This window comes from Sphingobium sp. C100, assembly GCF_000508185.1.
GTDB lineage: Bacteria > Pseudomonadota > Alphaproteobacteria > Sphingomonadales > Sphingomonadaceae > Sphingobium.
The window spans coordinates 1-26,190 of the sequence record NZ_AYOY01000182.1 but is presented as its reverse complement, the minus strand read 5'-3'; the positions used below and the strand labels follow the sequence as shown (position 1 = coordinate 26,190).

Annotated in this window: 26 protein-coding genes; 9 read left to right on the top strand and 17 right to left on the bottom strand. The window is 64.5% G+C overall.

The genetic code is table 11. The features are described 5' to 3' along the window. The 3 genes from C100_RS43075 to C100_RS43065 all read right to left on the bottom strand — a co-directional run. A partial coding sequence (locus tag C100_RS43075; protein ID WP_024021346.1) for a site-specific integrase occupies nucleotides 1–543 on the bottom strand: 543 nt, incomplete at its 3' end. Nucleotides 544–545: 2 nt separating this feature from the next. Further along, nucleotides 546–2,378: a hypothetical protein gene (locus tag C100_RS43070; protein ID WP_024021345.1), complete on the bottom strand. Its 1,833-nt coding sequence runs from the start codon at nucleotides 2,376–2,378 to the stop codon at nucleotides 546–548. A gap of 5 nt (nucleotides 2,379–2,383) precedes the next feature. Then, nucleotides 2,384–2,572 carry a hypothetical protein gene (locus C100_RS43065; protein WP_024021344.1) on the bottom strand — a complete coding sequence of 63 codons (189 nt, stop codon included), beginning with the start codon at nucleotides 2,570–2,572 and terminating at the stop codon, nucleotides 2,384–2,386. Nucleotides 2,573–2,668: 96 nt separating this feature from the next. On the opposite strand from C100_RS43065, the gene C100_RS43060 reads away from it, so the two are divergent. Then, on the top strand, nucleotides 2,669–3,217 hold the full coding sequence (locus C100_RS43060; RefSeq protein ID WP_024021343.1) for a shikimate kinase: 549 nt from the start codon (nucleotides 2,669–2,671) through the stop codon (nucleotides 3,215–3,217). After that, nucleotides 3,208–4,323 carry a 3-dehydroquinate synthase gene (gene aroB / locus C100_RS43055; RefSeq protein ID WP_024021342.1) on the top strand — a complete coding sequence of 372 codons (1,116 nt, stop codon included), beginning with the start codon at nucleotides 3,208–3,210 and terminating at the stop codon, nucleotides 4,321–4,323. The genes C100_RS43060 and aroB overlap by 10 nt, the downstream gene beginning before the upstream one ends. 905 nt (nucleotides 4,324–5,228) lie before the next feature. Here aroB and rpmE read toward each other — a convergent pair. From rpmE to pyrH, 10 genes are all read right to left on the bottom strand, one after another. After that, a complete protein-coding gene (rpmE, locus tag C100_RS43050; RefSeq protein ID WP_009822308.1) occupies nucleotides 5,229–5,453 on the bottom strand; it encodes a 50S ribosomal protein L31 in 225 nt (74 codons plus the stop codon). Nucleotides 5,454–5,599: 146 nt separating this feature from the next. After that, nucleotides 5,600–6,076 (bottom strand): 3-hydroxyacyl-ACP dehydratase FabZ, encoded by a 477-nt coding sequence (fabZ, locus tag C100_RS43045; protein ID WP_031310087.1) that lies wholly within the window; start codon nucleotides 6,074–6,076, stop codon nucleotides 5,600–5,602. 6 nt (nucleotides 6,077–6,082) lie between these two features. After that, nucleotides 6,083–6,739 (bottom strand): OmpH family outer membrane protein, encoded by a 657-nt coding sequence (locus C100_RS43040; RefSeq protein ID WP_024021340.1) that lies wholly within the window; start codon nucleotides 6,737–6,739, stop codon nucleotides 6,083–6,085. Then, complete coding sequence (bamA, locus tag C100_RS43035) at nucleotides 6,739–9,393, bottom strand: outer membrane protein assembly factor BamA (protein ID WP_024021339.1); 2,655 nt, start codon at nucleotides 9,391–9,393, stop codon at nucleotides 6,739–6,741. Before bamA ends, C100_RS43040 begins: the two co-directional genes overlap by 1 nt. A gap of 86 nt (nucleotides 9,394–9,479) precedes the next feature. Beyond that, nucleotides 9,480–10,613 carry an RIP metalloprotease RseP gene (gene rseP / locus C100_RS43030; protein WP_024021338.1) on the bottom strand — a complete coding sequence of 378 codons (1,134 nt, stop codon included), beginning with the start codon at nucleotides 10,611–10,613 and terminating at the stop codon, nucleotides 9,480–9,482. Further along, entirely contained in the window at nucleotides 10,610–11,767 is a 1,158-nt protein-coding gene (locus C100_RS43025; protein ID WP_024021337.1) for a 1-deoxy-D-xylulose-5-phosphate reductoisomerase, read from the bottom strand. The genes rseP and C100_RS43025 overlap by 4 nt, the downstream gene beginning before the upstream one ends. Continuing rightward, nucleotides 11,764–12,543 (bottom strand): phosphatidate cytidylyltransferase, encoded by a 780-nt coding sequence (locus C100_RS43020; RefSeq protein ID WP_024021336.1) that lies wholly within the window; start codon nucleotides 12,541–12,543, stop codon nucleotides 11,764–11,766. Before C100_RS43020 ends, C100_RS43025 begins: the two co-directional genes overlap by 4 nt. Before the next feature lie 4 nt (nucleotides 12,544–12,547). Continuing rightward, nucleotides 12,548–13,288: an isoprenyl transferase gene (locus C100_RS43015; protein ID WP_024021335.1), complete on the bottom strand. Its 741-nt coding sequence runs from the start codon at nucleotides 13,286–13,288 to the stop codon at nucleotides 12,548–12,550. Between the two features lie 43 nt (nucleotides 13,289–13,331). Next, nucleotides 13,332–13,889: a ribosome recycling factor gene (gene frr / locus C100_RS43010; protein ID WP_024021334.1), complete on the bottom strand. Its 558-nt coding sequence runs from the start codon at nucleotides 13,887–13,889 to the stop codon at nucleotides 13,332–13,334. Nucleotides 13,890–13,894: 5 nt separating this feature from the next. Further along, nucleotides 13,895–14,620, bottom strand: a complete 726-nt coding sequence (pyrH, locus tag C100_RS43005) for a UMP kinase (protein WP_024021333.1) — start codon at nucleotides 14,618–14,620, stop codon at nucleotides 13,895–13,897. A 271-nt stretch (nucleotides 14,621–14,891) separates the two neighbouring features. Here pyrH and katG point away from each other — a divergent pair, with 271 nt between their 5' ends. The 4 genes from katG to C100_RS42985 all read left to right on the top strand — a co-directional run bounded on the left by katG (nucleotide 14,892) and on the right by C100_RS42985 (nucleotide 19,225). Further along, a complete protein-coding gene (gene katG / locus C100_RS43000) occupies nucleotides 14,892–17,162 on the top strand; it encodes a catalase/peroxidase HPI (RefSeq protein ID WP_024021332.1) in 2,271 nt (756 codons plus the stop codon). A 66-nt stretch (nucleotides 17,163–17,228) separates the two neighbouring features. Then, a complete protein-coding gene (locus tag C100_RS42995; RefSeq protein WP_024021331.1) occupies nucleotides 17,229–17,582 on the top strand; it encodes a c-type cytochrome in 354 nt (117 codons plus the stop codon). Nucleotides 17,583–17,699: 117 nt separating this feature from the next. Next, a complete protein-coding gene (locus C100_RS42990; protein WP_084625493.1) occupies nucleotides 17,700–18,677 on the top strand; it encodes a class I SAM-dependent methyltransferase in 978 nt (325 codons plus the stop codon). Continuing rightward, on the top strand, nucleotides 18,662–19,225 hold the full coding sequence (locus C100_RS42985; protein WP_031310086.1) for a hypothetical protein: 564 nt from the start codon (nucleotides 18,662–18,664) through the stop codon (nucleotides 19,223–19,225). The genes C100_RS42990 and C100_RS42985 overlap by 16 nt, the downstream gene beginning before the upstream one ends. Before the next feature lie 71 nt (nucleotides 19,226–19,296). Here the strand turns inward: C100_RS42985 and tsf are convergent, their stop codons facing one another. Together tsf and rpsB are read right to left on the bottom strand one after the other, a co-directional pair. Then, nucleotides 19,297–20,223, bottom strand: a complete 927-nt coding sequence (tsf, locus tag C100_RS42980) for a translation elongation factor Ts (RefSeq protein WP_024021328.1) — start codon at nucleotides 20,221–20,223, stop codon at nucleotides 19,297–19,299. A 113-nt stretch (nucleotides 20,224–20,336) separates the two neighbouring features. Beyond that, nucleotides 20,337–21,095: a 30S ribosomal protein S2 gene (gene rpsB, locus C100_RS42975; RefSeq protein WP_024021327.1), complete on the bottom strand. Its 759-nt coding sequence runs from the start codon at nucleotides 21,093–21,095 to the stop codon at nucleotides 20,337–20,339. A 227-nt stretch (nucleotides 21,096–21,322) separates the two neighbouring features. Between rpsB and C100_RS42970 the strand changes: the two genes are divergently transcribed. Continuing rightward, a complete protein-coding gene (locus C100_RS42970; RefSeq protein WP_235219128.1) occupies nucleotides 21,323–21,595 on the top strand; it encodes a hypothetical protein in 273 nt (90 codons plus the stop codon). A gap of 3 nt (nucleotides 21,596–21,598) precedes the next feature. Here C100_RS42970 and C100_RS42965 read toward each other — a convergent pair whose 3' ends face one another. Both C100_RS42965 and C100_RS42960 read right to left on the bottom strand, forming a co-directional pair. Then, on the bottom strand, nucleotides 21,599–22,324 hold the full coding sequence (locus tag C100_RS42965; protein ID WP_052028365.1) for a CDP-alcohol phosphatidyltransferase family protein: 726 nt from the start codon (nucleotides 22,322–22,324) through the stop codon (nucleotides 21,599–21,601). A gap of 50 nt (nucleotides 22,325–22,374) precedes the next feature. Beyond that, a complete protein-coding gene (locus tag C100_RS42960; RefSeq protein ID WP_031310085.1) occupies nucleotides 22,375–23,109 on the bottom strand; it encodes a phosphatidylserine decarboxylase in 735 nt (244 codons plus the stop codon). A gap of 161 nt (nucleotides 23,110–23,270) precedes the next feature. Here C100_RS42960 and C100_RS42955 point away from each other — a divergent pair, with 161 nt between their 5' ends. Then, complete coding sequence (locus tag C100_RS42955; RefSeq protein WP_024021324.1) at nucleotides 23,271–24,491, top strand: NADP-dependent isocitrate dehydrogenase; 1,221 nt, start codon at nucleotides 23,271–23,273, stop codon at nucleotides 24,489–24,491. Between the two features lie 106 nt (nucleotides 24,492–24,597). Continuing rightward, on the top strand, nucleotides 24,598–26,190 hold a 1,593-nt coding region (locus C100_RS42950; protein ID WP_024021323.1), incomplete at its 3' end, for a carbon-nitrogen hydrolase family protein.

The window sequence follows — 26,190 nt, the reverse complement described above, 5'->3', positions numbered from 1 at the left end:
CGGCCCCAGCCGCTCGCGCGCGCCCTTGCCGCGCAGGATCAGGAAAGGCCGGTCGGCGGCAAGCGCGCGGCGCGGCAGCGACACCAGTTCGGTCGCCCGCAGGCCCGACCCGTAAAGCAGTTCGATCAGCGCCGCGAGCCGCAGATCCAGCGGCGCGGGATGGGCCACGTCCAGCCGCTCGGCGATCAGCGTGAAGAAGCGGTCGACCTCCGCCGTCGACAGGATCTTGGGCAATGGCCGCCGCGTCACCGGCCGCGGCAGCGCCGCGGAAGGATTGTCGGCCCGCAGCCCCTCCTCCTCCAGAAATCCGTAGAAGGCGCGCAGCGCGGACGCCTTGCGCGCCACCGTCGCGGCGGCCAGCGTCGCCCATTGCGCGGCCAGACCGCCCAGCCCATCCCTTGTCGCGCCGGCAAGGCCGCCCAGCAGGTCGCCCGCGCCCGTCAGGTCGGCGCGATAGGCCAGCAACGTATTGCGCGACGCCCCCCGCTCGGCCGCCATCATTTCCAGGAAACGGTCGAGCAGGGCGGCGTCCTCCTGCCCCATGGTCACACCCGGCTGAGCGCCTCGGCCGCGATCATCCGCGCTTCGGGGTCCAGCCCGACCCGGTGCAGCGCCGCCACGACATGATAAAGATGCGCGGGCGGCATCCGGCTCCAGTCGCTGCCCTGCATCCCGACCGCCGCCAGCAGCGCCACGGTCGCCTTCTCGCCCCGCTGCGCCGCCCCGCCGATGGCGCGCGCCCAGCGGCTGTCGGCGGCCAGGGACACGCCATTATCCTGCGCCAGCGCCGTCGCATCCTGCGGCGACAGGCGCGACAGGCCGGCCAGCGCGGCGATCAGCATCCGGCCCTTGTCCGCCCCGGCTTCGCCGACATAGCCCGACACCCGGCTGCTGTTGATATCGACCACGGGGCTGGGCGCCCCGACGGCGAGCAGCGCCCAGAATTGCGAGGCGCCATCGCCGCTCAACTGGCCGAACGCCCGCGCCCAGCGCGCGGCATTGCGGTCATAACCGGCGGTCAACATCGACGCGACCAGATTGGCCGCATCCTGCGCATCGGCCTTCGCCACGGGCAGCGCGGCGGCGGCGCGGGCCGTCGCGATCAGGCCGACATAATCCGGGCTGGCATTATCCTGCCACCAACTGTGCATCGCGCCGATCCGGTCGCCCACGGTCGCGCCGGCATAGGCGGTGCGCAGCGCGTCGGCCTTGTCGGCGATCTCGTTCGGGGTGTCGGCTTCGTTGTCCAACTGGCTGTAGAAACCGACCAGCGCCGCGCTCGAAAAGACGCCCAGCCGCGCCGCGATCTCCGCGCCCGGCCGCCGCCGCAACGGGCTGAGCGCCGGCGCGCGCGCTTCCCAGGCGCGCACGTGCGATCCCACAGTTTTATAAAGATCGTCGGGAATTTCGACATTGAGCGCGGTCGCCAGGCCAAAGCGCCAGGCGGTCAGCCGATCGACCCCGTCCCATTCGATATTGACCGACCGGCGCGCGTTGAAGCCGGTGCCCACCACCTTTTCCGCCAGCCGATAATCGATGCCCCGCACCACCCCCTTGCGCTGCGCCTGGTTGAGCGCCCCGCTGGCGCTGCCCTGGTCGCCCGACAGCGCCGGACAGATCGCCCGCGTCATGTCCCAGCCCGGTTCCTTGCTGGTGCGCAGCGCGCCTGCCGACAGCGGGCACAGCCCGGCCGGGTCGGCGGTCGCCAGATAGGTCTGCATCGCAATGGCGTAGAGCCGGGGCGTATAGCGATCGGGATCGACGCTCTGCACCATCAGCCGGGCGCTGTCCGCCTCGCCCATGCGCAGCAACAGCCAGGCCCGCTCGGCCGCCCAGTCGGCCCCGTCAATGTCGCGCGGCGTATCGGTCGCAGTCAGCAGCGCCCGTCGCAACAAGATGGAGGCCCAGCGCGACACGATCGGCGCATGGGTCTGCTGCATCAGCGTCGCCAGATACCGGCCCGATTCATTGCCGAACGCATCCGGCTCGAAACCGCGCGTGCGCGGCGTCAGCGGGCCGATGCGATCGAGCGACCGGCGCGCCGTGTCGGGCAGGTCATATTTGGCCTTCTGCGCCGCGATCTCCTCGGGCGTCAGTTCGTCTTCGGCGGCATTGTCGGCCTCCTGCCCCAGCGCCGCCGTCAGTGCGGGGTCGAGCGGCTGCACCATCGGCACAGGCGCGGGCGTGGCGGGCGATGCCGGCGTTGGCTGAGCCGTCGGCGACGTCGGCCTGCCCGGCTGCGGCGCGGGCGCTTCGGGCGCATCGCCGAAACCGGGCGGCAACAGCGATTCGGGCGCCTGTTGCGCGACCACGGGCAAGGTCAGGGCCAGCGCGAAGCTGCCCAGCGCCCATTTCGCATTAGCCCGCGGCCAGCGCATCCGCCTTACTGACCCAGCTTCTCGGCGGGGATGATCTTTTCGACGCGCTGCTGCGGCTTTTCGCCGCCGCGCGACCAGAAAAAGGCGAGCAGGGCCGCGACCAGCAGGACGATGATGATGGGGATGATCGGCAGGCGGCCGCCACGGCGACGCGAACTGCCCTCGAAACTGCTGAAGTTGCGGTTATTCTTCATAGGTCCTTGGCTATGGCTGTCCGGGCCTGCAAGGCCGGATGACTTGGAAAGATGCGATTTGCCTCTGTGACGGCTGGCTGTATAGCCCCGCGAGCCATGCAACGAAACAGCAAAATCCCGGATGGCCAGACCAGGCGCGGCCCCATCGTCCTGGTGGGCATGATGGGGGTCGGCAAATCGACCGTCGGCCGCCGCCTCGCCGCGCGCCTCGGCCTCGCCTTCGTCGACGCGGACGAGGAGATTGAGAAGGCCGCCGGCATGAGCGTGAGCGAGATTTTCGAACGCTATGGCGAAGCCTATTTTCGCGATGGCGAGCGGCGCGTCATCGCCCGGCTGATGGACGGCGCTCCCAAGGTGATCGCGACCGGCGGCGGCGCCTTCATGCAGGAAGAGACGCGCAAGCTGATCCTCGACACCGCCACCGCCATCTGGCTGGACGCCGACATCGACATTCTGGTGGATCGCGTATCGCGCCGCGACGGGCGTCCCCTGCTCAAAAATCGCGATCCGCGCGCGGTGCTCGTCGAACTGGCGGCGGTCCGCAACCCGGTCTATGCGCTCGCCCCCATCCACGTAAAGAGCATCGCGGCGCCGCATGACGTCGCGGTCGACCGCATCATGGAGCAATTGACGGCATGGCAATAGTCCGGGTCGCGCTGGACGCGCGCAGCTACGACATCATCATCGAGCAGGGCGCGCTCGACCGCGCCGGCGAAACGCTCAAGCGCCATGCCCGCAACGGCCGGCTCGTGGTCGTCACCGATTCCCATGTCGCCGCCGCGCAACTGCCCCGCCTGGACGCCAGCCTGCGCGCCGCCGGCATCCGGGTCGAACCCATCATCCTGCCGCCGGGCGAACAGACCAAGAGCTGGACCCATCTTCAGCATCTGCTCGACGCGCTGCTGGCGCTGGAAATCGAGCGCGGCGATCATGTCGTGGCGCTGGGCGGCGGCGTGATCGGCGATCTGGTCGGTTTCGCCGCCTCGATCCTGAAGCGCGGCTGCCACTTCATCCAGGTGCCCACCACCCTGCTCGCCCAGGTCGATTCGTCGGTCGGCGGCAAGACCGCGATCAACGCCGGCGCGGGCAAGAATCTGATCGGCAGCTTCTACCAGCCCGCCCTCGTCCTCATCGACCCCTCGACCCTCGACAGCCTGCCCCCGCGCGAAACCCGCGCCGGCTATGCCGAAGTCGTCAAATATGGCCTGATCGACGATCCCGCCTTCTTCGCCTGGTGCGAAAGCGACGGCCACCGCCTGCTCGCCGGCGATCCGCAGGCGCGCACCCATGCGATCGAACGCAGCGTCACCGCCAAGGCCGCGATCGTCGCCGATGACGAGCGCGAAACATCGGGCCGCCGCGCCCTCCTTAACCTCGGCCACACCTTCGGCCATGCGCTGGAGGCCGACACCGGCTTTTCCGACACATTGCTCCATGGCGAAGGGGTGGCGGCGGGCATGGCGCTCGCCTTCCGCTATTCCGCCCATCTGGGCCTCTGCCCACGGGAAGACGCCGATCGCGTCACGGCGCATCTCCAGGCCGTGGGCCTACCCCACGACCTCGCCACCGCCCACGTCACCGCCAACGGCGCCACGCTGGTCGCGCACATGCTCCACGACAAGAAAATGGCGGCCGGCACCCTCCCCTTCCTCCTCGCGCGCGGCATCGGCCGGACCTTCCTGTCGAAGGACGTCGCGCTGGACGACGTGGCGGCGTTTCTGGATGCCGAGCAGGCGACGGCCAGGGCATAGCCGCGCCCGACGCATGTCCGATTTGGGTGGGGAGCGGACAGGCTGCTTTTAGGAAAAACGTCGCAAATTCTGACGTTTTTCATTTTTCAATCATCACGTTTTAAAAGCGCCCCATGGCAAGTTGGGTATTTTCTAAACGGCTTGGAATTTCACTGTGCGTTCCAATAGGAATGGGCTTGATCACTGGGCTGCATGACACATCCAAATATAGTGAGTTCGACCGATCCTTAGAGGTGGCTCCAGTCTTCACGGTTAAGGGCAAGCTTGACTATGCAGACATTCGCCACAGATATCTCAAAGTCGTTGGGGATAAAAAACTATCTGTGACATGCGGTCCCGGTGATAGAGGTAGATATTGCATCCCACATAGATACGATATTCCACTTCATGGCTGTTTTGCCCTTAAGCGGTATCGTTCATTCAATATAATCTATGGGGTAACCGATTGCAGAAAAAATATAATCGTATCAAGAGAATGGCGTAGGTCTCAAATCAAGCGGTCGGCGGATCATATGCGGAGCGGTAGCTATTGGGAAAGTTTTCTCGTTGGCTTCATAATCGGGGTTTTCGGAGCCATTTACTGTTACTATATCACTCTGAAGCCGGAGCCTCTGTCGTAAACGTCTGGTCATGGGACATCGATTAAGGACGATGAACGGCAATTTCTGGTCGCTATCGGCCAATCCCCATTCCCCCCGTCATGCCAGCGCAGGCCGGCATCTGCGGCGCAAGCGCGCAGCAGCATCGGCATGGGCAGCACTTCCCCCACACCGCCTCGCCTGCGCGCCCAGCCTTTGCCGGGGCAACGATGGGAGCGATGCCACTTCCAGTCACAGATCGCGATTGCCGCAAAAACAAAAAGGGCGCCACCGGGGCGCCCTTCTCATTCAACCGTCGAAGGCCGATTACTTCTTCAGCGTCAGGCCGCCAAAGCGCTTGTTGAAGCGCGCCACCTGGCCGCCGGTGTCGAGCTGGCGGTTGCCGCCCGTCCAGGCCGGATGCGACTTGGGATCGATGTCGAGCGCCAGCGTATCGCCTTCCTTGCCCCAGGTCGAACGGGTCTGGAAAGTGGTGCCGTCGGTCATCTGGACGGTGATCATGTGGTAATCGGGGTGGGTATCGGCCTTCATGGCGGTGTGCTCCTTTGGTGACCGGTTTCCGACCGGCCGGATGCGAAAAAATGCGAAGGCGCGCCGTTAGCGGTTTCGGCGCGCCATGGCAAGGGGGAAGCCTGCCCTTATTGTCGCTGGTCCATGCCCGGACGGCGCGCCGACCGTCAATCCGCTGGCGGGTCCGTGATCATCGCAACGAAATTGGCTTCCGATGCCAGCTTGCCGTCGACCATCGCCTTACCCGAAAATTTGCAGATCGCGCCCCTGTTCTGCGTCACCTCGACATAGAGGTCGAGCAGGCAGCCCGGCTCCACTGGCGAACGGAATTTCGCGCCGTCGATGCTCATGAAATAGACGAGCTTGCCCGAATCGGCCAAATTCATCGATTCCACCGCCAGCACGCCCGCCGCCTGCGCCATCGCTTCCACGATCAGCACGCCGGGCATGATCGGCCTGGTCGGGAAATGCCCCTGGAAAAACGGCTCGTTCACCGACACCGCCTTGATCGCATGGATCGACTGGCCCAGCGCCAGCGAAACCACGCGATCGATCAGCAGCATCGGATAACGGTGCGGCAGCGCAGCCATGACCCGACGGATATCCATCGGGCCACGCGCAGTCGATTCAACCTCTCCCGTCATTTATGTTCAGCGCGACTTGGGTGCCTGCGCCGGGGTCGCCGGAGCGGCGGCCGCAGCCTGGCCTTGACCCTGACCGCCAGGCTGCCAGCCAGCAGGCGGAGTGATGCTGACGCTGGGCACCAGCGCGTTGAGTTCGGTGATGACGGCGGGCGTGATGTCGGCCCCGGCGCCGAAGCTTTCGGTCGCCGCCTTCTTGAACACGATCTCCGACTTGGTCTTGGCGGTCGCGGCCTTCAGCGCATCGTCCAGCTTGTCGACGATCTGCTGTTCGACATAGGCGCGGGCGAGCGCCACCGGCTGCGTCAGGCGCTGCAATTCGGCCTGGCCGGTCTGCTGGGCCTGCTGCAATTGCTGATACTGGGTCTCGATCGCAGGCGTCGGCTTGTTGCCGGCGGCCTTGTAGGCGGCCTGCAACGCGTCATTCTTGGTCTTGAGGTCCGCCTCGATCGCGCTGCGACGCGTGGTCAGTTGGTCGAGCTGCGGCTTGTAGGTGGTCTGCATCTGCGTCATCGCGGTGGTGAAGGCCGTGCTCTTGGCGACGGCTTCCTCCAGGTCGACGACGGCGAGGCCGGACTTGGTCTGGGCGGCGGCCGGCACGGCGGTCAGCGCCATGGCGGTCATGGGCGCCAGAACGAGCGCCGCGGCTTTAACGATAGTCTTCATCAGAATTGAGTCCCTACGTTGAAGGTGATGAGCTTGTTGTCGTCCCCTGGTTCCTTGAGCAGGGCCTTGGCGATGTCGATGCGGAACGGGCCGAAGGGCGAGTTCCAGTTGACGCCAAAGCCCACCGACAGACGCGGCTTGAGCGTATCGCCGAGATAGACTTCCTCGAAGCCGCCACCGCTGTAGGTGGCGGTCGTTCCGGTCGGCTGGTCCTCGCAGGTGCCGACCGCCTTCGCGCGTTCGGTTGTAGACGTCGTTCCGGTGGTCACCGTGCAATAGCCGGCGAAATTGATCGTGCCGGGGTTCTTCAACCCGGCGACCGCACCTGCGTCCATGAAGATCGACGGGCGCAGCCCCATTTCGCGCGCGCCCGAACCTAGCGGGATCTCGACTTCGGCGCGGGCCAGATAATAGATCTTGCCGCCCAGCGCGTCATCCGAAACATTGTTGTTGCTGTTGTTCCGAACATATTTGCCGGTGGCGTTGCCATCCGCATCAGTCTCAGCCGTCAGATAATAGCGCTTCACGCGCGGGCCGACGCCGCGAATGTCGAAGCCGCGAAATTGCGGCTCGCCCAGGAAGAAGCGATCGGTCAGGCGGACCTTGTCGACCAGCTGGCCTGAAGCATCGCGCCGTTCGCCTTCCAGGCTGTGGATATAGCCGCCCTCGCCCGACAGCGAGAAAATGAAGCCCGCGCCCAGCGGCCAATATTTCGACGCCGACAGGCGGGTCTTCACATATTTGACGTCGCCGCCCAGGCCCGCGAAATCCTGGCTCAGCACCACATTTTGGCCGCGCGTCGGGCGGATGCGGTTGTTGCGCGTGTCATAGATCAGCGAGTAGCCGATCGAGGAGGTCGTCCGCTTCCCGATCGCGTCGCACAGATAGCGGCCTGCGAGCAGCGGATCGCACTCGGTCGTGCCATTGCCGTCGGTGTCCGAATAATAGGTGTCCTTGTCGAGCGTCACATCGTCGAAATTCAGGCTGTAACGCAGCGCCAGCGATATATATTCGGTGATCGGCACGCCAGCCCGGATCTGGAAGCCGGTCGTGGTCTGCTCGTAGGTCGTGTCGCGATCATTATTGGTCAGATAACGGAAACTGTTGAGATCGCGGCGATAAATGTCGCCGCCCAGCGCGATATTCTTGTCCATGAAATAAGGCTCGGTAAAGCCCACTTCGACCGACTTGGAATAAGCCGAATAATTGACCGAGGTGCGCAGTTCCTGGCCCTTGCCGCGGAAGTTGCGCTGGGTGATCGACGCCGACACGATGAAGCGTTCCAGCGACGAGAAACCGGCCGAAAGCGACAATTCGCCGGTCGATTTTTCCTGAACGTTGGTTTCCAGCACGATGCGGTCGGGCGCGGAGCCGGGCTTCTGCTCGATGTCCAGCTTCTCCTGGAAGAAGCCCAGCGAATTGATCCGGTCCTTCGAACGCTTGACCAGAAAGCTGTTGAAGGCGTCGCCTTCGGCCAGGCGGAACTCGCGACGAACCACCTTGTCTTGGGTGAGCGTGTTGCCGTTGATGTCGACCCGCTCGACATAGACGCGCGGCGCATTGGCGATGCGGAAATTAATCCCCATCGTCAGGCTTTCCTTGTCGCGGTTGAAGTCGGGCTGCACGTCGGCGAAGGCATAGCCGAACAGGCCCGCCGTCTCGCTCAGCGTATCGACCGTGTCCTCGACCTGCTTGGCGTTGTACCAGTCGCCCTTCTTCATCGGCAACCGGGTGGTCAACATGTCGCCGGACAGGTCGCGAATATCGGATTCGACCTTCACGTCGCCGAACTTGTAGCGGTCGCCTTCCTCGACGACATAGGTGATGATGAAGTCCTGCTTGTCGGGCGTCAGCTCCGCGACCGCAGAAATGACGCGGAAATCGGCATAGCCTTCGGTCAGATAATATTGGCGCAGCTTCTGCTGGTCATAGGCCAGTCGATCGGGATCATAGCTGGTGCCCGACGAGAAGATGCGGAACCAGCGCGACTGCTTGGTCACCATCTGGCTGCGCAGGTCGCCGTCGCTGAACTTCTCGTTGCCGATGATGTTGATCTGGCGGACCTTGGATTTCGGTCCTTCCGAAATTTCGAACACGATATCGACACGGTTCTGGTCGAGCTGGACCATCTTCGGTTCGATCGTCGCGGCGAAGCGGCCCTGGCGGCGATACAGCTCGACGATGCGGGCGACGTCGGCGCGCACCTTCGAACGGGTATAGATTTGCCGCGGAGCGAGTTTTATTTCAGGACGGATCTTGTCGTCCTTCAACCGCTTATTACCTTCCAGGACGATGCGGTTGATGACGGGGTTTTCCTTCACCTCCACCGTCAGCGCGCCATTGTCGTTGCGGATCTGGACGTCGGCGAACAGTTCCGTCTCGTACAGGTCGCGCAGCGCCTGGTCCAGGCTCTCCTGGCTGAAGGGCTGGCCGGTGCGCAGCTTGGTGTAGGACAGCACCGTGTCCGGCTCCAGCCGCTGGGTGCCGTTCACCGCGATGCTGCGGATGGTGCCCTGGGGCGCCATGGTGGGCACGGCCGCCGGTGCCGGCGCGGAGGCGTCCTGCGCCGCCGCCGGAACCGCCGTGAGGCCCGCGATCATGGTCGTCGCCAACAGGGCGGCCACGATCGGGCGCTGCCTCAAGCTGCTGTTCATCGCTGTCACCGCTCCACCTCAAAACTCAAAAAAATGTTTCCGCCGTAACAGACGACGCCAAACCGGGCTTCCCTGCCCGATGCGCGTCAGCCGATCAAGCCGGACAGGCTCTTCCAAAGCCCGAAAGACGACAAATCGTTGAAAGTCACCAACAGCATCATCGCCATCAGCACCGCCAGGCCCGACCGATAGGCCCATTCCTGCGCCTGCGGACTGACCGGCCGCCGCTGCACCGCCTCGATCCCGTAAAAGAGCAGATGCCCGCCATCCAGCATGGGAATTGGCAAGAGGTTGATGAACCCCAAGTTAATCGAGATAAGCGCGGCGAAGAAGATGAAGCTTTCCAGCCCCAGCGTCGCCGCCTGTCCCGACACCTGCGCGATCTTTAGCGGCCCGCCCAGTTCCTTGATCGAACGGCCGCCGCTTACGATCTGCCCCAGCGTCTCGACCATCGTTCGGACGATCTGCCCGGTCCGCTCGACCGCCACCACCGGCGCGCGCAGCAGGCCGACGCGCTCGACCACCGGATCGCCCGCGCCGATGCCCAGTCGGCCGACGCGGAATTTCTGCCCGAAACCATCATCCTCCATCACCGCGCCGATCCGGGTCTGGATCTCCAGCCGGCGGCCGTCACGGTCGATCACCACATCGACCGGCTCGTCCGGCCGGATGCGGGTGTACATGACCATGTCGGTATAGGTGTCCATCGCCCGTCCGTTGAAGGACAGGATGCGATCGCCGACCCTGATCCCCGCCGCGTCGGCCGCGCTGCCCTGCTCCACGATGCCCGCGACCGCAGGAGTGCGGCTTTCGCCATGGACGAAGGCGAAGGTCGCCAGAATGGCGATGGCGAACAGGAAATTGATCGCCGGTCCCGCCGCCACGATCAGCGCACGCTGCCACAGCGGCTTGGCCGGGAAGCTTTCCGCCCGGTCCTTCGCGGGCATTTGCAACCAGGCCGGATCGGTCATGCTGGCCGCGTTCATGTCGCCCTTGAAGCGGACATAGCCGCCCAGCGGCAGCGCCGCCACGCGCCAGCGGGTGCCGCGCCGGTCGACCCAGGCGAACAGTTCCGGCCCGAAGCCGATAGAGAAAGCCTCCGCCTTCACCCCGCACCAGCGGCCGACCAGATAATGGCCCAGCTCATGGACGAAGACGAGCGGTCCGATGACCGCCACGAAGGCGAAAACGGTCAGCAGGAAGCCGGGATTCTGGATCAAGCCGTCAATCTTTCCATCACTTGGTCCGCTTCTGTGCGAGCCTGCGCGTCAGCCGCCAGCACGTCCCCGATCGTGGCTGGTCGTGCCGCGCTATAGCGGCCCAACACATCCTCCACAATCATGGCAATATCAAGGAAGCCGATGCGACCGGCCAAAAAGGCCGCCACCGCGACCTCATTGGCCGCGTTCAGGATGGCGGGCGTCGCCCCCCCTTCGGCCGCCGCCGCGCGGGTCAGGCGAAGGGCAGGAAAGCGTTCTTCGTCAGGGGCTTCGAAGTCGAGTCTGCCAATCGTCACCAGGTCGAGCTTCTGGCAGGGCGTGGCGATCCGCTGCGGCCAGGCGAGCGCATGGGCGATCGGAATGCGCATATCGGGCGAACCGAGCTGTGCCAGCGTCGAACAGTCGCGATATTCGACCATCGAATGAATGACCGACTGGGGATGGACGAGTATCTCGATCCGGTCGAGCCCGACCGGAAAAAGATGCGCCGCCTCGATCAGTTCCAGCCCCTTGTTCATCATCGTCGCGCTGTCGACGCTGATCTTCGCGCCCATCGACCAATTGGGATGGGCGACCGCCTGCGCGGGCGTGATGCCGACCATGTCGGCGCGGCTGCGCGTGCGGAAAGGACCGCCGCTCGCGGTCAGGATGATCCGGGCGACATCGTCCAGACTGCCCCCGGCCAGGCATTGGAAGATCGCATTATGCTCGCTGTCGACCGGCAGCAGCGTCGCTCCCGTTTCCTGCGCCGCCGCCATCATCAGCCCGCCGGCCGACACCAGCGATTCCTTGTTGGCGAGGGCGACCGTGCCGCCCGCCTTGAGCGCGGCCATGGTGGGGGTCAGGCCCGCGCAGCCGACGATGGCGGCCATGGTCCAGTCCGCGCCCAGCGCCGCCGCATCGACCAGCGCGGCCTCGCCCGCCGCCGCCTCGATGCCCGAACCGGCCAGCGCCGCCTTCAGGGCGCCGTATAGCCGCTCCTGCCCGATCACCGCGACCTGCGCGCCGACCGCCCGCGCCTGCGCCGCCAGATTGTCGACGTCGCTGTTGGCGGTCAGCGCGACCACGCGATAGGCATCAGGCTCGCGCCGCACCAGGTCCAGCGTCGAAAGGCCGACCGATCCGGTCGCGCCGAAGATGGACACCGTCTTCATGTCGCCTGCGCCAGCACCAGATACAGCAGGGCCGCGAGCGGCGCGGCCGCCACCACCCCGTCGAGGCGATCCATCACCCCGCCATGGCCGGGCAGCATCGTGCCGCTATCCTTCACCCCGGCACGCCGCTTCATCGCGCTTTCGAACAGGTCGCCCAGTTGCGCCGCCACCGCCAGCAGGCCGCTCGCCGCCGCCAGCTGGATCGGCAGCCCGGCGAACCGATGCAGCAGGAAACCGAGCACCAGCGCGGCCAACACGCCGCCCGCCAGGCCGGACCAGGTCTTGGATGGACTGATCCGCGGCGCCAGCTTGGGACCGCCGATCGAACGGCCGGCGAAATAGGCGCCGATATCGGTCGCCCAGACCAGTCCCAGCGCCCAGAAAGCCAGCAGCAGGCCATAGGCATAGGGCTGCTCGGCGCGCAGGAACAGCAGCGCGGTGACCGGCACGCAGATATAAGGGATGCCGAGCGCCAATCGCATGTTGCGGCTGGTGAAGGCGACGAAGAAAAACGCCGCTGCGCCCGCCATCAGCACCGGCCAGTCGATGTCGGCGGCCAGGGGGCAGAGCAGCGCCAGCGGGATCGACACGGCAAACATCGCCGCCTTGCGCTGTTCGGCGCTCGCGCCGGTCAGGTTACCCCACTCGCCCTGCATCAACACGCCAGCCACCACCAGCAGCAGCCAGAACAGCAAGCCGCCCGCCAGCAGGGCGCCCAGCGCCATCGCGATCAGCGCGACGCCCACCATGGCGCGGGTGCGCAATTCATCCGTCATCGAATCACAATCCGCCGAACCGGCGGTCCCTCAAGCGGAAGGCATCAAGCGCTGCGGCCAAAGCGCGCCCGTCGAAATCGGGCCACAGCATGTCGGTGAAATAGAGTTCGGCATAGGCGGCCTGCCACAGCATGAAATTGCTGAGGCGCTGCTCGCCCGACGTGCGGATCATCAGGTCGAGCGGCGGCAGGTCGGATGTGTCCAGTTCGCTGTCAATGTCAGCAACGCCGATGTCCTGAACCGCCAGTTCGCCCCGCGCCACCTTCTGCGCGATCCGCTGGGCCGCGCGCACCATTTCGTCCTGCGCGCCATAATTGAGCGCGATCGCGATGACCGGGCCGCTATTGCCCGCGGTGCGCGCCATCGCGCTTTCGATCAGTTCCACCAGCGAGGGTTCGAGCGCCTGATAATGGCCGATCACCCGCAGCCGCACGCCATTGGCGTGGAATTCGTCGAGATCCGCCTGGATGAAGCGGCGCAGCAGCCCCATGAGGTCGGCGACCTCGCTCGCCGGCCGCTTCCAGTTCTCCGACGAAAAAGCATAGAGCGTCAGGCATTCCAGCCCCATCTCCTGCGCCGCGCGGGCGACGCGGCGCACCGCCTCCACCCCGGCGCGATGGCCGGCGATGCGAGGCAACAGCCTTTTCTTCGCCCAGCGGCCATTGCCGTCCATGATGATGGCAACATGGCGCGCGCCATGGGCGGGCGCGGCACGGGTCAGATCGGGCTTGGCTTGGCTGGCCATCAGGAAGACATGCAGGCGTTGGCCACAAAAGGAAAGCCCCGGCTTACTGGCCGAGGATTTCCTTCTCCTTCGCCGACGCCGTGGCGTCGATGTCGGCGATGGTGCCGTCGGTCAGTTTCTGGACCTCGGTTTCCAGGCGCTTGCGCTCATCCTCGCTGATTTCGCCCTTCTTCTCGTCGGCCTTCAGGCTGTCCATGCCGTCGCGACGGACATTGCGCACGGCGATGCGCGCGCCTTCGGCATATTTGCTGGCGAGCTTGGCCAGTTCCTTGCGACGTTCCTCGGTCAGGTCGGGGATCGGCAGGCGCAGCGTCTGCCCGTCGACGATCGGGTTCAGGCCCAGGCCTGCCGACCGGATCGCCTTGTCGCAGGGACCGACATTGGTCTTGTCCCACACCTGCACCGACAACATGCGCGGTTCGGGCGCCGACACGGTCGCCACCTGATTGAGCGGCATGTTCGCGCCATAGACGGTGACCATCACCGGGTCGAGCAGTTGCACGTTCGCGCGCCCGGTGCGCAGGCCGGTGAGGTCGCCCTTCAGCGATTCGATGGCGCCGGCCATGCGGCGTTCAAGGTCGGCTTTATTATATTGCGGCATGGTTTTCAGCGCTCCTGATTTTGCACGATCGTCGCAACACCCTGCCCGGCGAGCACGGTGGCCAGATTACCGGTTTCGCGGATGTTGAACACGACGATGGGGATGTTGTTCTCACGGCACAGCGCGATGGCGCTCGCGTCCATGACCTTCAGATTGTCGTTCAGCACCTGGTCGAAGCTGATCTCGTCATAACGGACAGCGCCCGCCACCTTCTTGGGATCGGCATCATAGACGCCATCGACGCTGGTCCCCTTGAACAGGGCGTCGCAATTCATTTCCGCCGCACGCAGCGCCGCCGTGGTGTCGGTGGTGAAGAAAGGGCTGCCGGTCCCCGCTGCGAAGATGACGATCCGGCCCTTTTCCATATGCCGCACCGCCTTGCGCCGGATATAGGGCTCGCACACCGAAGCCATCGGGATGGCGGACTGGACGCGGGTGTCATAGCCCAGCTTCTCCAGCGCATTCTGCACGGCGAGCGCATTCATCACGGTCGCCAGCATCCCCATATAGTCGGCGCTGGCCCGGTCGAAACCGGCCGCCGCCCCGGCGAGGCCACGGAAAATATTGCCGCCGCCGACCACGACGCACAGCTCGAAGCCGGCATCCTTGGCCGCGGCGATCTCGCCGGCGACGCGGCTGACGGTCTCCGGCTCGATGCCGAACTGTCCCTGTCCCATCAGAACTTCGCCCGACAGTTTCAACAATATGCGCTTGAAAGCAGGCCGAGTCATAGGCGGTCGAACATCCTTGGCGATTGGCGGAAAGCGGCGCGGACCTTAGTCGCGCACGATGGCAAAGCCAAGCGGCGTTTGCACCCGCCTTCACCATCGCCACCAAAGATAGTCGCATCGCGCAACAGAAGGGAAATATTTGTTTCTCGGCCGTTTCGATTGATCGCGCAGCTCAATCATTGTGAACAGATCAATCAATTGTCCGTCGCGGACGCCGCTCCTTATCCGCTTTCGCCAGGGCACTCATGCCTGCACCAACAGGGAGACTGATATGCGAAGGACGTCCACGTCCATATGGGCGCTGCTCGCCGCGGCGGCGATGACGCCGGCACTGGCCCAGAAGCCCTCGGAACCTGCAAAGACGCACGCGACCGAGGCGGAAACGGTCAGCGAGACCGCCAGGGCGCCGGTCGGCGAAAAGCCCGGCGGCATGACCAACAAGGACTGGTGGCCCAGTCGCCTGGACCTCACGGCGCTGCGCCAGCATGAAGCCATGTCCAACCCTTATGGCGCGGACTATGACTATGCGGCGGAATTCGCCTCGCTCGATCTCGACGCGGTCAAGGCGGACATCCGCAAGGTGCTGACCACCTCGCAGCCCTGGTGGCCGGCCGACTATGGCCATTATGGTCCCTTCTTCATCCGCATGGCCTGGCACAGCGCGGGCACATATCGCGTGGGCGACGGCCGCGGCGGCTCCGATGGCGGCGAACAGCGTTTCGATCCGCTCAACAGCTGGCCCGACAATGTCAGCCTGGACAAGGCGCGCCGCCTGGTCTGGCCGATCAAGCAGAAATATGGCCGCAAGCTCAGCTGGGGCGACCTCATGGTCCTTTCGGGCAATGTCGCGCTGGAGGATATGGGCTTCAAGACCGTGGGCTTTGCGGGCGGCCGCGTCGACGCCTGGCAGCCGGACGTCGTCTTCTGGGGGCCTGAAACCAAGATGATGGGCACTGACCGCTCCAACCCGGACGGCTCGCTCAAGCGGTCGCTCGCCGCCACCACCATGGGCCTCATCTATGTCAATCCCGAAGGTCCGGGCGGCAATCATGATCCGATCGGCGCAGCCGCCGACATTCGCCGCGCCTTCGGCAACATGGCGATGGATGATGAGGAAACGCTGGCGCTGATCGCGGGCGGCCACACCTTCGGCAAGGCGCATGGCGCCCGCAAGCCCGAGGAATGTCTGGGCGCCGAGCCGACCGCCGCTGGCCTGGAGGCGCAGGGTCTGGGCTGGCACAATAAATGCGGCAAGGGCAATGCGGAAGACACGCTGACCTCCGGCCTCGAAGGCGCCTGGTCCGCCGCGCCGACGCAGTTCACCACCCAATATATCGACAATCTGCTCAACTTCGACTGGGTCAAGACCAAGAGCCCGGCCGGCGCGACCCAGTGGATTCCGACCGATCCCAATGCCGCCAATCTGGTGCCCGACGCCCATCTCAAGGACAAGCGTCACGCGCCGATCATGTTCACCACCGACATCGCGCTCAAGGAAGACCCCGGCTTCCGCAAGGTGCTCGAAAGCTGGCAGAAGAACCCGGACCTGTTCGGCAAGGCCTTCGCCCGCGCCTGGTTCAAGCTCACCCACCGCGACCTCGGCCCCCAGGGCCGCTATCTGGGCAAGGACGTGCCGACCGAAAGCTATAGCTGGCAAGATCCGCTGCCCAAGCCCGGTTTCGCGCCGGTCGACGTGGCGGATCAGGCAAAGCTGAAGGCGATGATCCTCGCCTCGGGCCTGACGACGCCGGAACTGGTCCGCACCGCCTGGGCTTCGGCCTCGACCTTCCGTGGCACCGACATGCGCGGCGGCGCCAATGGCGCGCGCCTTCGCCTTGATCCGCAGCGCGGCTGGGCGGTCAATGACCCGGCCGAACTGAGCAAGGTGCTCACGAAGCTGGCGGCGGTCCAGAAGGACTTCGCCCGGTCGGGCAAGCAAGTGTCGATGGCTGACCTCATCATCCTGTCGGGCAATACGGCGATCGAGCAGGCGGCCGAGCGCGCTGGCTTTGCGCTCTCCATGCCCTTCACCCCCGGTCGGGTCGATGCGACGCAGGCACAGACCGACGTCGCCTCCTTCGCCTATCTGGAGCCCAGGGCGGACGGCTTCCGCAACTTCTACACCGCCAGGGCGGAAGTAGGGCCGGCCGAAGCGCTGGTGGACAAGGCGGATGCGCTGGACCTGACCGTGCCGGAAATGACCGTGCTGGTGGGTGGGATGCGCGCGCTCGGCGCCAATAGCGGCGGATCGCGGCATGGCGTGCTGACGACCCGTCCGGGTACGCTCAGCAACGACTTCTTCGTCAACCTGCTGACGATGGACACGGTCTGGACAAAGACGGCTTCGCCGGACCTCTTTGAGGGCAAGGACCGCGCCTCGGGTGCCGCCAAATGGACCGCGACCCCGGTCGACCTGATCTTCGGGTCGAACTCCGAACTGCGCGCCGTGTCCGAAGTCTACGCCTCCAGCGACGCCGGGCAGAAGTTCGTCGATGATTTCGCCGCCGCCTGGACCAAGGTGATGAACGCGGATCGCCTCTGACCCTCAACGGGGCGGCGCAGCCTTCGGGCAGGCGTCGCCCCGCTTCTTGCCCAAGGATCTCCAGCCATGATCGTGCTTCGTATCGTCGGCGCCATGGCGCTTTCAGGCTGGACAGCCACAGCCTGGGCGCAACCTCCGGCCGATTTCGCCATCTGCGCCGCCTGTCACGCTACGCAGGCGGGCAAGGGCAGCTTCGGCCCCAATCTGCGGGGGATCGCGGGGCGCAAGGCGGCCAGCCTGCCCGGCTATGCCTATAGCGACGCGCTCAAGGCCTCAGGCATCACCTGGAACGTCACGGCGCTGGACCAATGGCTCAGCGGCCCGCAAGCGATGGTCAAGGGCACGAAAATGCCCTTCCCCGGCCTGTCCGATCCGGCCCGGCGCAAACGGGTGATCGACTATCTCGCCACGCTGAAATAATTGTCCCGCCACAAACATCCCATGTCGATGTTGATATGATATCGATCACATCGCTTTAAAATTGCGCCGACGCGCGCGCCTGTTTAGGCTTCGCCACAGAACCGGCAGGGGCAAGGCATGACTTCATCGTCACATGGCTATGATATGTCGGCAGGATATACCTATGGCTTCTGCCCGGAAATGGCGCCGGACTGGCTGGACCTGGCCGCGAGGCTGGCCGGTCATGCGCCTGCTCGCCGCGCGTCGGGCGCGCCTTTCCGCTACCTGGAACTGGGATGCGGTCAGGGCATGGGGCTGTGCCTGCTCGCCGCCGCCAATCCGCATGGTGAATTTCTGGGCGTCGACTTCCTGCCGGAGCATGTCGATCATGGGCGCGCCATCGCCGAAGCGGCCGGCCTCACCAATATCCGCTTCAGCGATGGCGATTTCGTGGCGTTGGCTGCGGATTGGCCGACGGAATTTGGGCAGTTCGACTATGTGACGTTGCACGGCGTCTATAGCTGGATCACACCGATGGTGCGGGAAGCCCTGGTGCGCTGCCTGGGCCAGGCGACGAAGCCCACGGGCTTGGTCTATATCGGCTACAATGCCCAGCCCGGCTGGTTGGGCACGGTCCCCTTCCGCCACATCAGCCGCCTGATCAAGGATGTGAGCGGACAGCCGAGCGATGTCGTGCTTCAAGATTCGATCGCCCTGTTCGACCGGCTTGCGACGGGCGGGGCCACCAGTTTCCAGATCCTGCCCGGGCTCAAGGCGCGGCTGGCGGCCGTGAAGCGACAATCGAGCAACTATCTCATTCACGAATATCTGCACGAAGGCTGGCATCCGCTTTGGCATTCGGAAGTTTTAAAGGAGGTCGGCACAGCCGGCCTTTCTTTTGTCGGATCGGCCTCGCTCGCCGAAACCCTGCTGCCCGGCGCGCTGCCACCGGCCTTGCGCGCGACGATCGAGGATCAGGCGGCCGAGACGCTCCGCATGGATGTGCAGGATCTGGTGATCAACCAGTCCTTCCGTCGCGACACATCTTCCGCCCCTTACTCCACACCATGCCCCCGCCCGACCCTAAGGCGCTGGATGCGGTGCGGCTGCATCTGATGACGCCGGTCGCGGGCGACGCGCTCTCCATCACGACCAGCTTCAGCGAAATCACATTGCAACGGCCCGCTTATGAAGAGATCGTCGCCGATTTGGCGGCCGGTCCGCGCGCCATCGCCAATTTGGTTGCGCTTCCTTCAATGCGTAAACAGGGCCGCACCAACGCCATGCAGATCCTGGCCCTGCTGCTGCACGCCAGGACATTGGCGGTCGGGTCGGCGCAGGCAGCGCCTTTGCAGGCGGCCGAACGGCTCAACCGGGTCATTGCCCGCGCCGTATCCGATGGCCTGCCCTATGATCATCTCTCCGCGGCCAAACTGGGGTCGGCCGTCGCCGCGAGCGAGCTTGACCTACTGCTGCTCGACCAATGGCTGGGCGGCGGTGGTGATAGGGACGCCGCCGCGCTCGCCACCGCGACGGAAGCCCGGCTGGTTCAATTGGGCCGACCTTTGAACGAACCGGCAGCGCGCGCCCAGCTCACCGATCGCGCCGCCGCGTTCCTCCGCCAGACATTGCCGCGATGGCGTAGCCTGGGCGTTCTAAGCTGACCGAAGATGACGCAAAAAAAGGGGCGCTCCGAAGAACGCCCCCTTCTTGCAACCGACAATGCCGATAGCGATCAGACGCCGGCGGCGGCGGCGACTTCCGCTGCGAAATCGCTGACTTCCTTCTCGATGCCTTCGCCAAGCTGGAAGCGGATATAGCTCTTGAGCGTGATCGACGCACCCGCGTCCTTCGCCGCCTTGGCGACGACGTCGGCGACCGGGGTCTTGTTGTCCATCACGAACAGCTGCGACAGCAGAGCCTGTTCCTTGGCGAACTTGGCGACCGCACCGTCGACCATCTTGGCGACGATCTCGGCGGGCTTGCCCGATTCAGCGGCTTTTTCAGCGGCGATGGCGCGCTCGCGCTCCAGCAGCGCCGGATCGATGTCGGCGGCCGACAGGGCCAGCGGGAAGGCAGCGGCGATGTGCATCGCAAGCTGCTTGCCCAGCGGCTCCAGCACGTCGGCCGGCGCATCGCCCTCCAGCGCGACCAGCACGCCGATCTTGCCCAGGCCCGGCGCAGCGGCGTTGTGGACATAGGGGACGACGACGCCCTGGCTCACTTCGACATGGCCGACGCGGCGGACATTCTGGTTCTCGCCGATGGTGGCGATGTTCGACACCAGCTTCTCGGCCACGGTGCCGGCGCCCGGATAGGATGCGTTCGACAGCGCTTCGGCATCAGCCGCGCCGGTTTCCAGCGCAACCGTCGACACGGTGCGGACGAAATCCTGGAACTGTTCGTTCTTGGCGACGAAGTCGGTTTCGCTGTTCACTTCGACGGCGACGCCCTTGGTCCCGGCGACGGCAACGCCGACCAGGCCTTCAGCGGCGGTGCGGCTCGACTTCTTCTGCGCGGCGGCCAGACCCTTGGCGCGCAGCCAGTCGGTTGCCGCTTCGATGTCGCCATTGGCTTCGGTGAGCGCCTTCTTGCAATCCATCATGCCCGCGCCCGAACGGTCGCGCAGTTCCTTGACGGCGGCAGCGGTAATCTCGGCCATGTTTCGGCTCCTAAGTTTCGATGTTTCAAATAGGCGATGTTTAGATGCACACTAGGGCGCGTTCCTGTGGAGCGCGCCCTAACCTGTCATTCTTGCAGTTGCGCGACGCCTTATTAGGCTTCGGCGACAACCTGCTCGGCTTCGGGCTCGTCCAGCGCGCCCAGATCGACGCCCGACGCCTGCTGCGCACCACGGTTGCCCTTGGTGGCGGCGGCGGCGATCGCGTCGCAATACAGGCGGATGGCGCGGCTGGCGTCGTCATTCGCCGGAACCGGGAAGGCGATGCCATCGGGCGAGACGTTCGAATCGAGGATCGCGACGACCGGGATGCCCAGCGTGTTGGCTTCCTTGATCGCCAGCTCTTCCTTGTTGGCGTCGATCACGAACATGACATCGGGGATGCCGTTCATGTCGCGGATACCGCCCAGCGACAGTTCCAGCTTCTCGCGCTCGCGGGTCATCTGAAGGACTTCCTTCTTGGTGAAGCCGTGGGTGTCGCCCGACAGCTTTTCCTCGAGGGTCTTCAGGCGCTTGATCGAGCCCGAAATGGTCTTCCAGTTGGTGAGCATCCCGCCCAGCCAGCGATGGTTGACGAAATGCTGGCCCGACTTGCGGGCGGCTTCGGCGATGGGGTCCTGCGCCTGGCGCTTGGTGCCCACGAACAGCACCTTGCCGCCGGCGGCGACGGAGGCCGACACGAAGTCGAGCGCGCGACCGAACAGCGGCACGGTCTGCGACAGGTCTAGAATGTGGATGCCGTTGCGCTCGCCGAAGATGTACGGCTTCATGCGCGGGTTCCAGCGGTGGGTCTGGTGGCCGAAATGGGCGCCAGCCTCGATCAATTGGTGCATGGTGACGACAGGGGTCGCCATAATTTTTCTCCTTCCGGTTGCTACCTCTGGGAATCGGGAACCGTCGCACAGCCTCGAAGGCCGGTCAGGCACCGGATATGATGATTCCCATGTGGAATGGGCGCGCCTTTACCCGCGAAAAAAGGCGATGGCAAGGGTTGACGACGGCCCGTTTTTAGAACATAACGGGAACAGGCGGAACAAGATACGGTTAACGCCGGTTTTGAACGTCATAAATGCGTCATGCCATGGGAATGGCAAGCCAGAAAGTGATCGTCATGTTCGCACTTGTCGCCGCTACCCTGTTTTCCGCCGCCTTCCTGCTGGCGATCGGCACCATGGCCTGGATGTTCACGGCCTATCGCGACAAAATGGTCGCCGCCTTGCTGTTCCAGCCGATTCCCCCGACCCCGACAATCTATCATGTTCGCATCCGCCGCCCGCGCGTAACCCATGGGCTGCGCAAGGTCGGCCGCCCTCTCCCCACCGCTGGCCCCACCGCCGGCATTGTCGCCGCCTGACTGTCAAATGGCGGATGGCGCCTCGCGCTGCCGCTTCACCTTGGCATAGGACAGGACGCCAAAGGGGATGAGCACGATATAGGCGCCGCACAGGATGAGCAGGGTCAGCCAGGGATCGGTCACCAGCAACGCCGCCAGCAAGCCCGCCACCGCGATCGCTTCCAGCCGGATGCGCTTGCGCAGCCGCAGCGCCGACCAGCTATAGGTGGCGATATTGGAAATCAGCAGGAAGGCGGTGAAGGCCGTCCAGGGTGCAACCACATACCAGGCGCGGAAAAACTCCTCTCCGGTCACCAGCCAGAGATAAAGCGGCACAAAAGCCAGTCCCGCTCCCGCCGGCGCGGGCACCCCGGTCAGGAAGCCTGCCGATTTATGCGGCTGGTCCTCGACATCGATATTGGCGTTGAACCGGGCAAGGCGCAGCGCACAGGACAGCGCATGGGCCAGCGCGAAGATCCAGCCGAATTTCGGCATGGCGTGCAGCGACCAGAGATAGAGAATCAGCGCCGGCGCAACGCCGAATGCAATCGAATCGGACAATGAGTCCAGTTCCGCGCCGAATCGGCTCTCGCCACGCAGCAACCGCGCGATACGCCCGTCCAGCCCGTCGAGCACGCCTGCGAACAGGATGGACAGCACAGCCCGTTCCCATTCGCCCGAAATGCCGTAGCGCACCCCCGTCAGGCCGAAGCACAGCGCCATCGCCGTCACGGCATTGGGCGCCAGCATCCGCAGCGTAATGCCCCGGCGCAGCCCGCGCGGAATGGCGCGCCGCCGCCTCACTGCTGGATTCCCGCCACAACGCGGGCATCGCCGAGCTGGCCCAATATAGTCTCACCCGCAATGGTCCGCTGCCCCAACAGGACGCGCGGCGCCGTGCCGGCGGGCAGGTAGACGTCAACCCGGCTGCCAAAGCGGATCAGGCCGATGCGCTGCCCCCCCGCGACCATGTCGCCGGGCTTGACGAAGGGAACGATCCGACGCGCCACCAGACCCGCTATCTGGGTAAAACCGACGCGCAGCCCGTCATGCCGCTCCACCAGGATATGCTGGCGCTCATTATCCTCGCTCGCCTTGTCGAGATCGGCATTGAGGAACTTGCCCGAGATATAGACCACCGACTTCACCGTCCCGCCGATCGGCGTGCGGTTGATATGGACGTCGAACACGCTCATGAAAATGGACACGCGGATCAGCGGCTGGTCGCCCAATCCGTCCGGTCCCGCCATTTCGCGCGGCGGCGGCACCTGCTGGATCAGCGTCACCAGGCCATCGGCCGGGGCGATGATCGCCCCCTCATCCTGCGGCACGGCGCGCACCGGATCGCGGAAGAAGGCGAAGACCCAGATCGTAACGATCAGCATCAGCCAGCCCAATATCTCCCATCCCACCACGAACAGAAGGCCGGTGATCGCAGCGGCGATCAGACCGAACTTCCTCCCCTCCGGGTGAACGGAGGGCCAGCGCCATTTGACATTGCCGCCCGCGGCAATTGTGATCTCGTCATTTTCCATGGTCATTGTCTTTAGGGAGAGACTGTTCCCCTGACAACGACCGATCCCGCGCCAGGCTCCGCGCGCGACGGATGGCTGCGCCTTCAACAGTTGAACATTGCCGCCGCTTTGCCTAGGGCGTCCCCATAATTCCAACCAAGAGAAGAAGGCGAATAGGCGCTATGGCGAAGATCAAGGTGAAAAACCCCGTCGTGGAGATTGACGGCGACGAGATGACCCGAATCATCTGGGAATGGATCCGTGAACGCCTGATCCTCCCCTATCTCGACATCGACCTCAAATATTATGATCTCTCGGTCCAGAAGCGCGACGAGACCAACGACCAGATCACCGTCGATTCCGCCAATGCGATCAAGGAATATGGCGTCGGCGTGAAGTGCGCCACCATCACTCCCGACGAACAGCGGGTCGAGGAATTCGACCTCAAGCAGATGTGGAAGTCGCCCAACGGCACCATCCGCAACATCCTTGGCGGCGTCGTCTTTCGCGAACCGATCGTCATCCGCAACGTGCCGCGCCTGGTGCCAGGCTGGACCGACCCGATCGTCGTGGGCCGTCATGCCTTTGGCGACCAGTATAAGGCGACCGACTTCCTGGTCCCCGGCCCCGGCAAGCTGCGCCTGGTGTGGGATGGCGAAAATGGCGAGAAGATCGACAAGGAAGTGTTCGACTTCCCGTCGGCCGGCGTGGCTATGGGCATGTATAATCTCGACCAGTCGATCCGCGATTTCGCCAAGGCGAGCATGAACTACGCGCTCGACCGCAACTGGCCGCTCTACCTGTCGACCAAGAACACCATCCTCAAGGCCTATGACGGCCGTTTCAAGGATCTGTTCCAGGAAGTGTTCGACGCCGAATTCGCCGACAAGTTCAAGGCCGCCGGCATCGTCTACGAACATCGCCTGATCGACGACATGGTCGCCTCCGCCCTCAAATGGAGTGGCAAGTTCGTCTGGGCCTGCAAAAATTATGACGGCGACGTCCAGTCCGACACCGTGGCCCAGGGCTTCGGTTCGCTCGGCCTCATGACCTCGGTCCTGATGTCGCCCGACGGCAAGACGGTCGAAGCGGAAGCCGCGCACGGCACCGTCACCCGCCATTATCGCCAGCATCAGCAGGGCAAGGCGACCTCGACCAATCCGATCGCGTCGATCTTCGCCTGGACGCAGGGCCTCAGCTTCCGTGGCAAGTTCGACGACACGCCCGACGTCGTCCGCTTCGCCGAAACCCTGGAAAAGGTCTGCATCAAGACCGTCGAAGGCGGCGCGATGACCAAGGATCTGGCGCTGCTGATCGGCCCCGATCAGGCATGGATGACCACCGAGCAGTTTTTCGAGGCGATCCGCGTCAATCTGGAAACCGAAATGGGCCAGTGGAAATAAGACGAGCGGAACTGATCCGCTTTTCCACAGTTTCAATACGGTAACGGAACGAGGCGACGCCGCACCACGGCGTCGCCTTTTCCATGGGCAGGACGGGAACGAAGCGATGACGACATCCAGCAAGAAGCGCCTTGAAGTCCGCGCGGCAGTGCCGTCGGACGTGCGCGGCATCCAGCGGCTGATCGCCCGCGCTTACCCTGGAATGCCCAATTATTCGCTGGCCACCATCCGTGGCCAGATCAACAATTTCCCCAATGGCTGCTTCGTCGCCCTCTATGACAGCAAAGTCGTGGGCTATTGCGCGACCATGCGCGTCAGCAAGGCGATGGCCTTCGCCCGGCATGACTGGGACGAAATCACCGCCAATGGCTTCGGTACGCGGCACAGCGCGGCGGGCGAATGGCTCTATGGTTATGAATTGGCCGTGGACCCCAAATTGCGCGGCCTGCGCATCGGCCAGCGCCTTTATGACGAGCGCAAGGAACTGGCCGAGGAACTGGACCTGCACGGCATCGTCATCGCCGGCCGGATGCCCGGCTATGCCCGCGCCAAGCGCCGCGTCCACGGCCCGGCCGACTATCTGGACAAAGTCGTCACCGGCAAGATGCGCGACCAGGTGATCAGCTTCCAGCTCAAGAACCAGTTCGAACCGCTGGGTGTGCTGCAAAACTACCTGCCCGAGGACAAGCAGTCGGACGGCCATGCCGCCCACATGGTCTGGCGCAACCCCTATGTCGATCCCGACGAGGCGCCCGAGATGCGCGTGCCGCGCGGGGTCGAAAGCGTCCGCATCGCCACTTGCCAGTTGCAGGCGCGCGCGGTGCAGGATTTCGACGAATTCGTCCGCAACATCGAATATTTCGTCGATGTCGCCGCCGATTACCGCTCCGACTTCATCATCTTTCCCGAACTTTTCACCCTCCCCCTGCTCTCGTTCGAGACCAAGAAGCTTTCACCGATGGAAGCAATCGACAAGCTCACCAACTACACCCCGCATCTGACCAAGGAATTGGGGCGGATGGCGCTGGAATATAATATCAACATCATCGGCGGCTCTCACCCGACCCGCGCCGACGATGGCGACATCCAGAATATCGCTTATGTCGCGTTGCGCGACGGATCGATCCATACCCAGGAAAAGATCCACCCGACACCCAATGAAGCCTTCTGGTGGAACATCAAGGGCGGCGATTCGCTCGACGTGATCCAGACCGACTGTGGCCCGATCGGTGTCCTCATCTGCTATGATAGCGAATTTCCCGAACTGGCCCGCCGGCTGGTGGATCAGGGCGCGCGCATCATCTTCGTTCCCTTCTGCACCGACTCGCGCCTGGGCTATATGCGCGTGCGCTATTGCGCGCAGGCCCGCGCGATCGAAAATCAATGCTATGTCGTGATGTCTGGCAATGTCGGCAACCTGCCCAATGTCGACAATATGGACATTCAATATGCCCAGAGCGCGATCCTGACACCCTGCGACCTGCCGTTCGCCCGCGACGGCATTGCCGCGGAATCGACCGAGAATGTCGAGACGCTGACGATGGCGGATGTCAACCTCGCGGACCTGAGCTGGGCACGCGCCGAAGGCACGGTGCGCAACCTGCGCGACCGGCGTTTCGACCTCTATCATATCGAATGGGACAGCGCGCCCGACCACAGCCACGCGCCCAGCGGCGGGCCGGTGCCCGCAGGTGGCCAT

Coding starts and splice junctions, on each gene's coding strand:
- C100_RS43070 (WP_024021345.1), bottom strand. CDS start 2,378: ATGCGCTGGCCGCGGGCTAATGCGAAATGGGCGCTGGGCAGCTTCGCG.
- C100_RS43065 (WP_024021344.1), bottom strand. CDS start 2,572: ATGAAGAATAACCGCAACTTCAGCAGTTTCGAGGGCAGTTCGCGTCGC.
- C100_RS43060 (WP_024021343.1), top strand. CDS start 2,669: ATGCAACGAAACAGCAAAATCCCGGATGGCCAGACCAGGCGCGGCCCC.
- aroB (WP_024021342.1), top strand. CDS start 3,208: ATGGCAATAGTCCGGGTCGCGCTGGACGCGCGCAGCTACGACATCATC.
- rpmE (WP_009822308.1), bottom strand. CDS start 5,453: ATGAAGGCCGATACCCACCCCGATTACCACATGATCACCGTCCAGATG.
- fabZ (WP_031310087.1), bottom strand. CDS start 6,076: ATGACGGGAGAGGTTGAATCGACTGCGCGTGGCCCGATGGATATCCGT.
- C100_RS43040 (WP_024021340.1), bottom strand. CDS start 6,739: ATGAAGACTATCGTTAAAGCCGCGGCGCTCGTTCTGGCGCCCATGACC.
- bamA (WP_024021339.1), bottom strand. CDS start 9,393: ATGAACAGCAGCTTGAGGCAGCGCCCGATCGTGGCCGCCCTGTTGGCG.
- C100_RS43025 (WP_024021337.1), bottom strand. CDS start 11,767: ATGAAGACGGTGTCCATCTTCGGCGCGACCGGATCGGTCGGCCTTTCG.
- C100_RS43020 (WP_024021336.1), bottom strand. CDS start 12,543: ATGACGGATGAATTGCGCACCCGCGCCATGGTGGGCGTCGCGCTGATC.
- C100_RS43015 (WP_024021335.1), bottom strand. CDS start 13,288: ATGGCCAGCCAAGCCAAGCCCGATCTGACCCGTGCCGCGCCCGCCCAT.
- frr (WP_024021334.1), bottom strand. CDS start 13,889: ATGCCGCAATATAATAAAGCCGACCTTGAACGCCGCATGGCCGGCGCC.
- pyrH (WP_024021333.1), bottom strand. CDS start 14,620: ATGACTCGGCCTGCTTTCAAGCGCATATTGTTGAAACTGTCGGGCGAA.
- katG (WP_024021332.1), top strand. CDS start 14,892: ATGCGAAGGACGTCCACGTCCATATGGGCGCTGCTCGCCGCGGCGGCG.
- C100_RS42995 (WP_024021331.1), top strand. CDS start 17,229: ATGATCGTGCTTCGTATCGTCGGCGCCATGGCGCTTTCAGGCTGGACA.
- C100_RS42990 (WP_084625493.1), top strand. CDS start 17,700: ATGACTTCATCGTCACATGGCTATGATATGTCGGCAGGATATACCTAT.
- tsf (WP_024021328.1), bottom strand. CDS start 20,223: ATGGCCGAGATTACCGCTGCCGCCGTCAAGGAACTGCGCGACCGTTCG.
- rpsB (WP_024021327.1), bottom strand. CDS start 21,095: ATGGCGACCCCTGTCGTCACCATGCACCAATTGATCGAGGCTGGCGCC.
- C100_RS42970 (WP_235219128.1), top strand. CDS start 21,323: ATGGGAATGGCAAGCCAGAAAGTGATCGTCATGTTCGCACTTGTCGCC.
- C100_RS42965 (WP_052028365.1), bottom strand. CDS start 22,324: ATGCTGGCGCCCAATGCCGTGACGGCGATGGCGCTGTGCTTCGGCCTG.
- C100_RS42960 (WP_031310085.1), bottom strand. CDS start 23,109: ATGGAAAATGACGAGATCACAATTGCCGCGGGCGGCAATGTCAAATGG.
- C100_RS42955 (WP_024021324.1), top strand. CDS start 23,271: ATGGCGAAGATCAAGGTGAAAAACCCCGTCGTGGAGATTGACGGCGAC.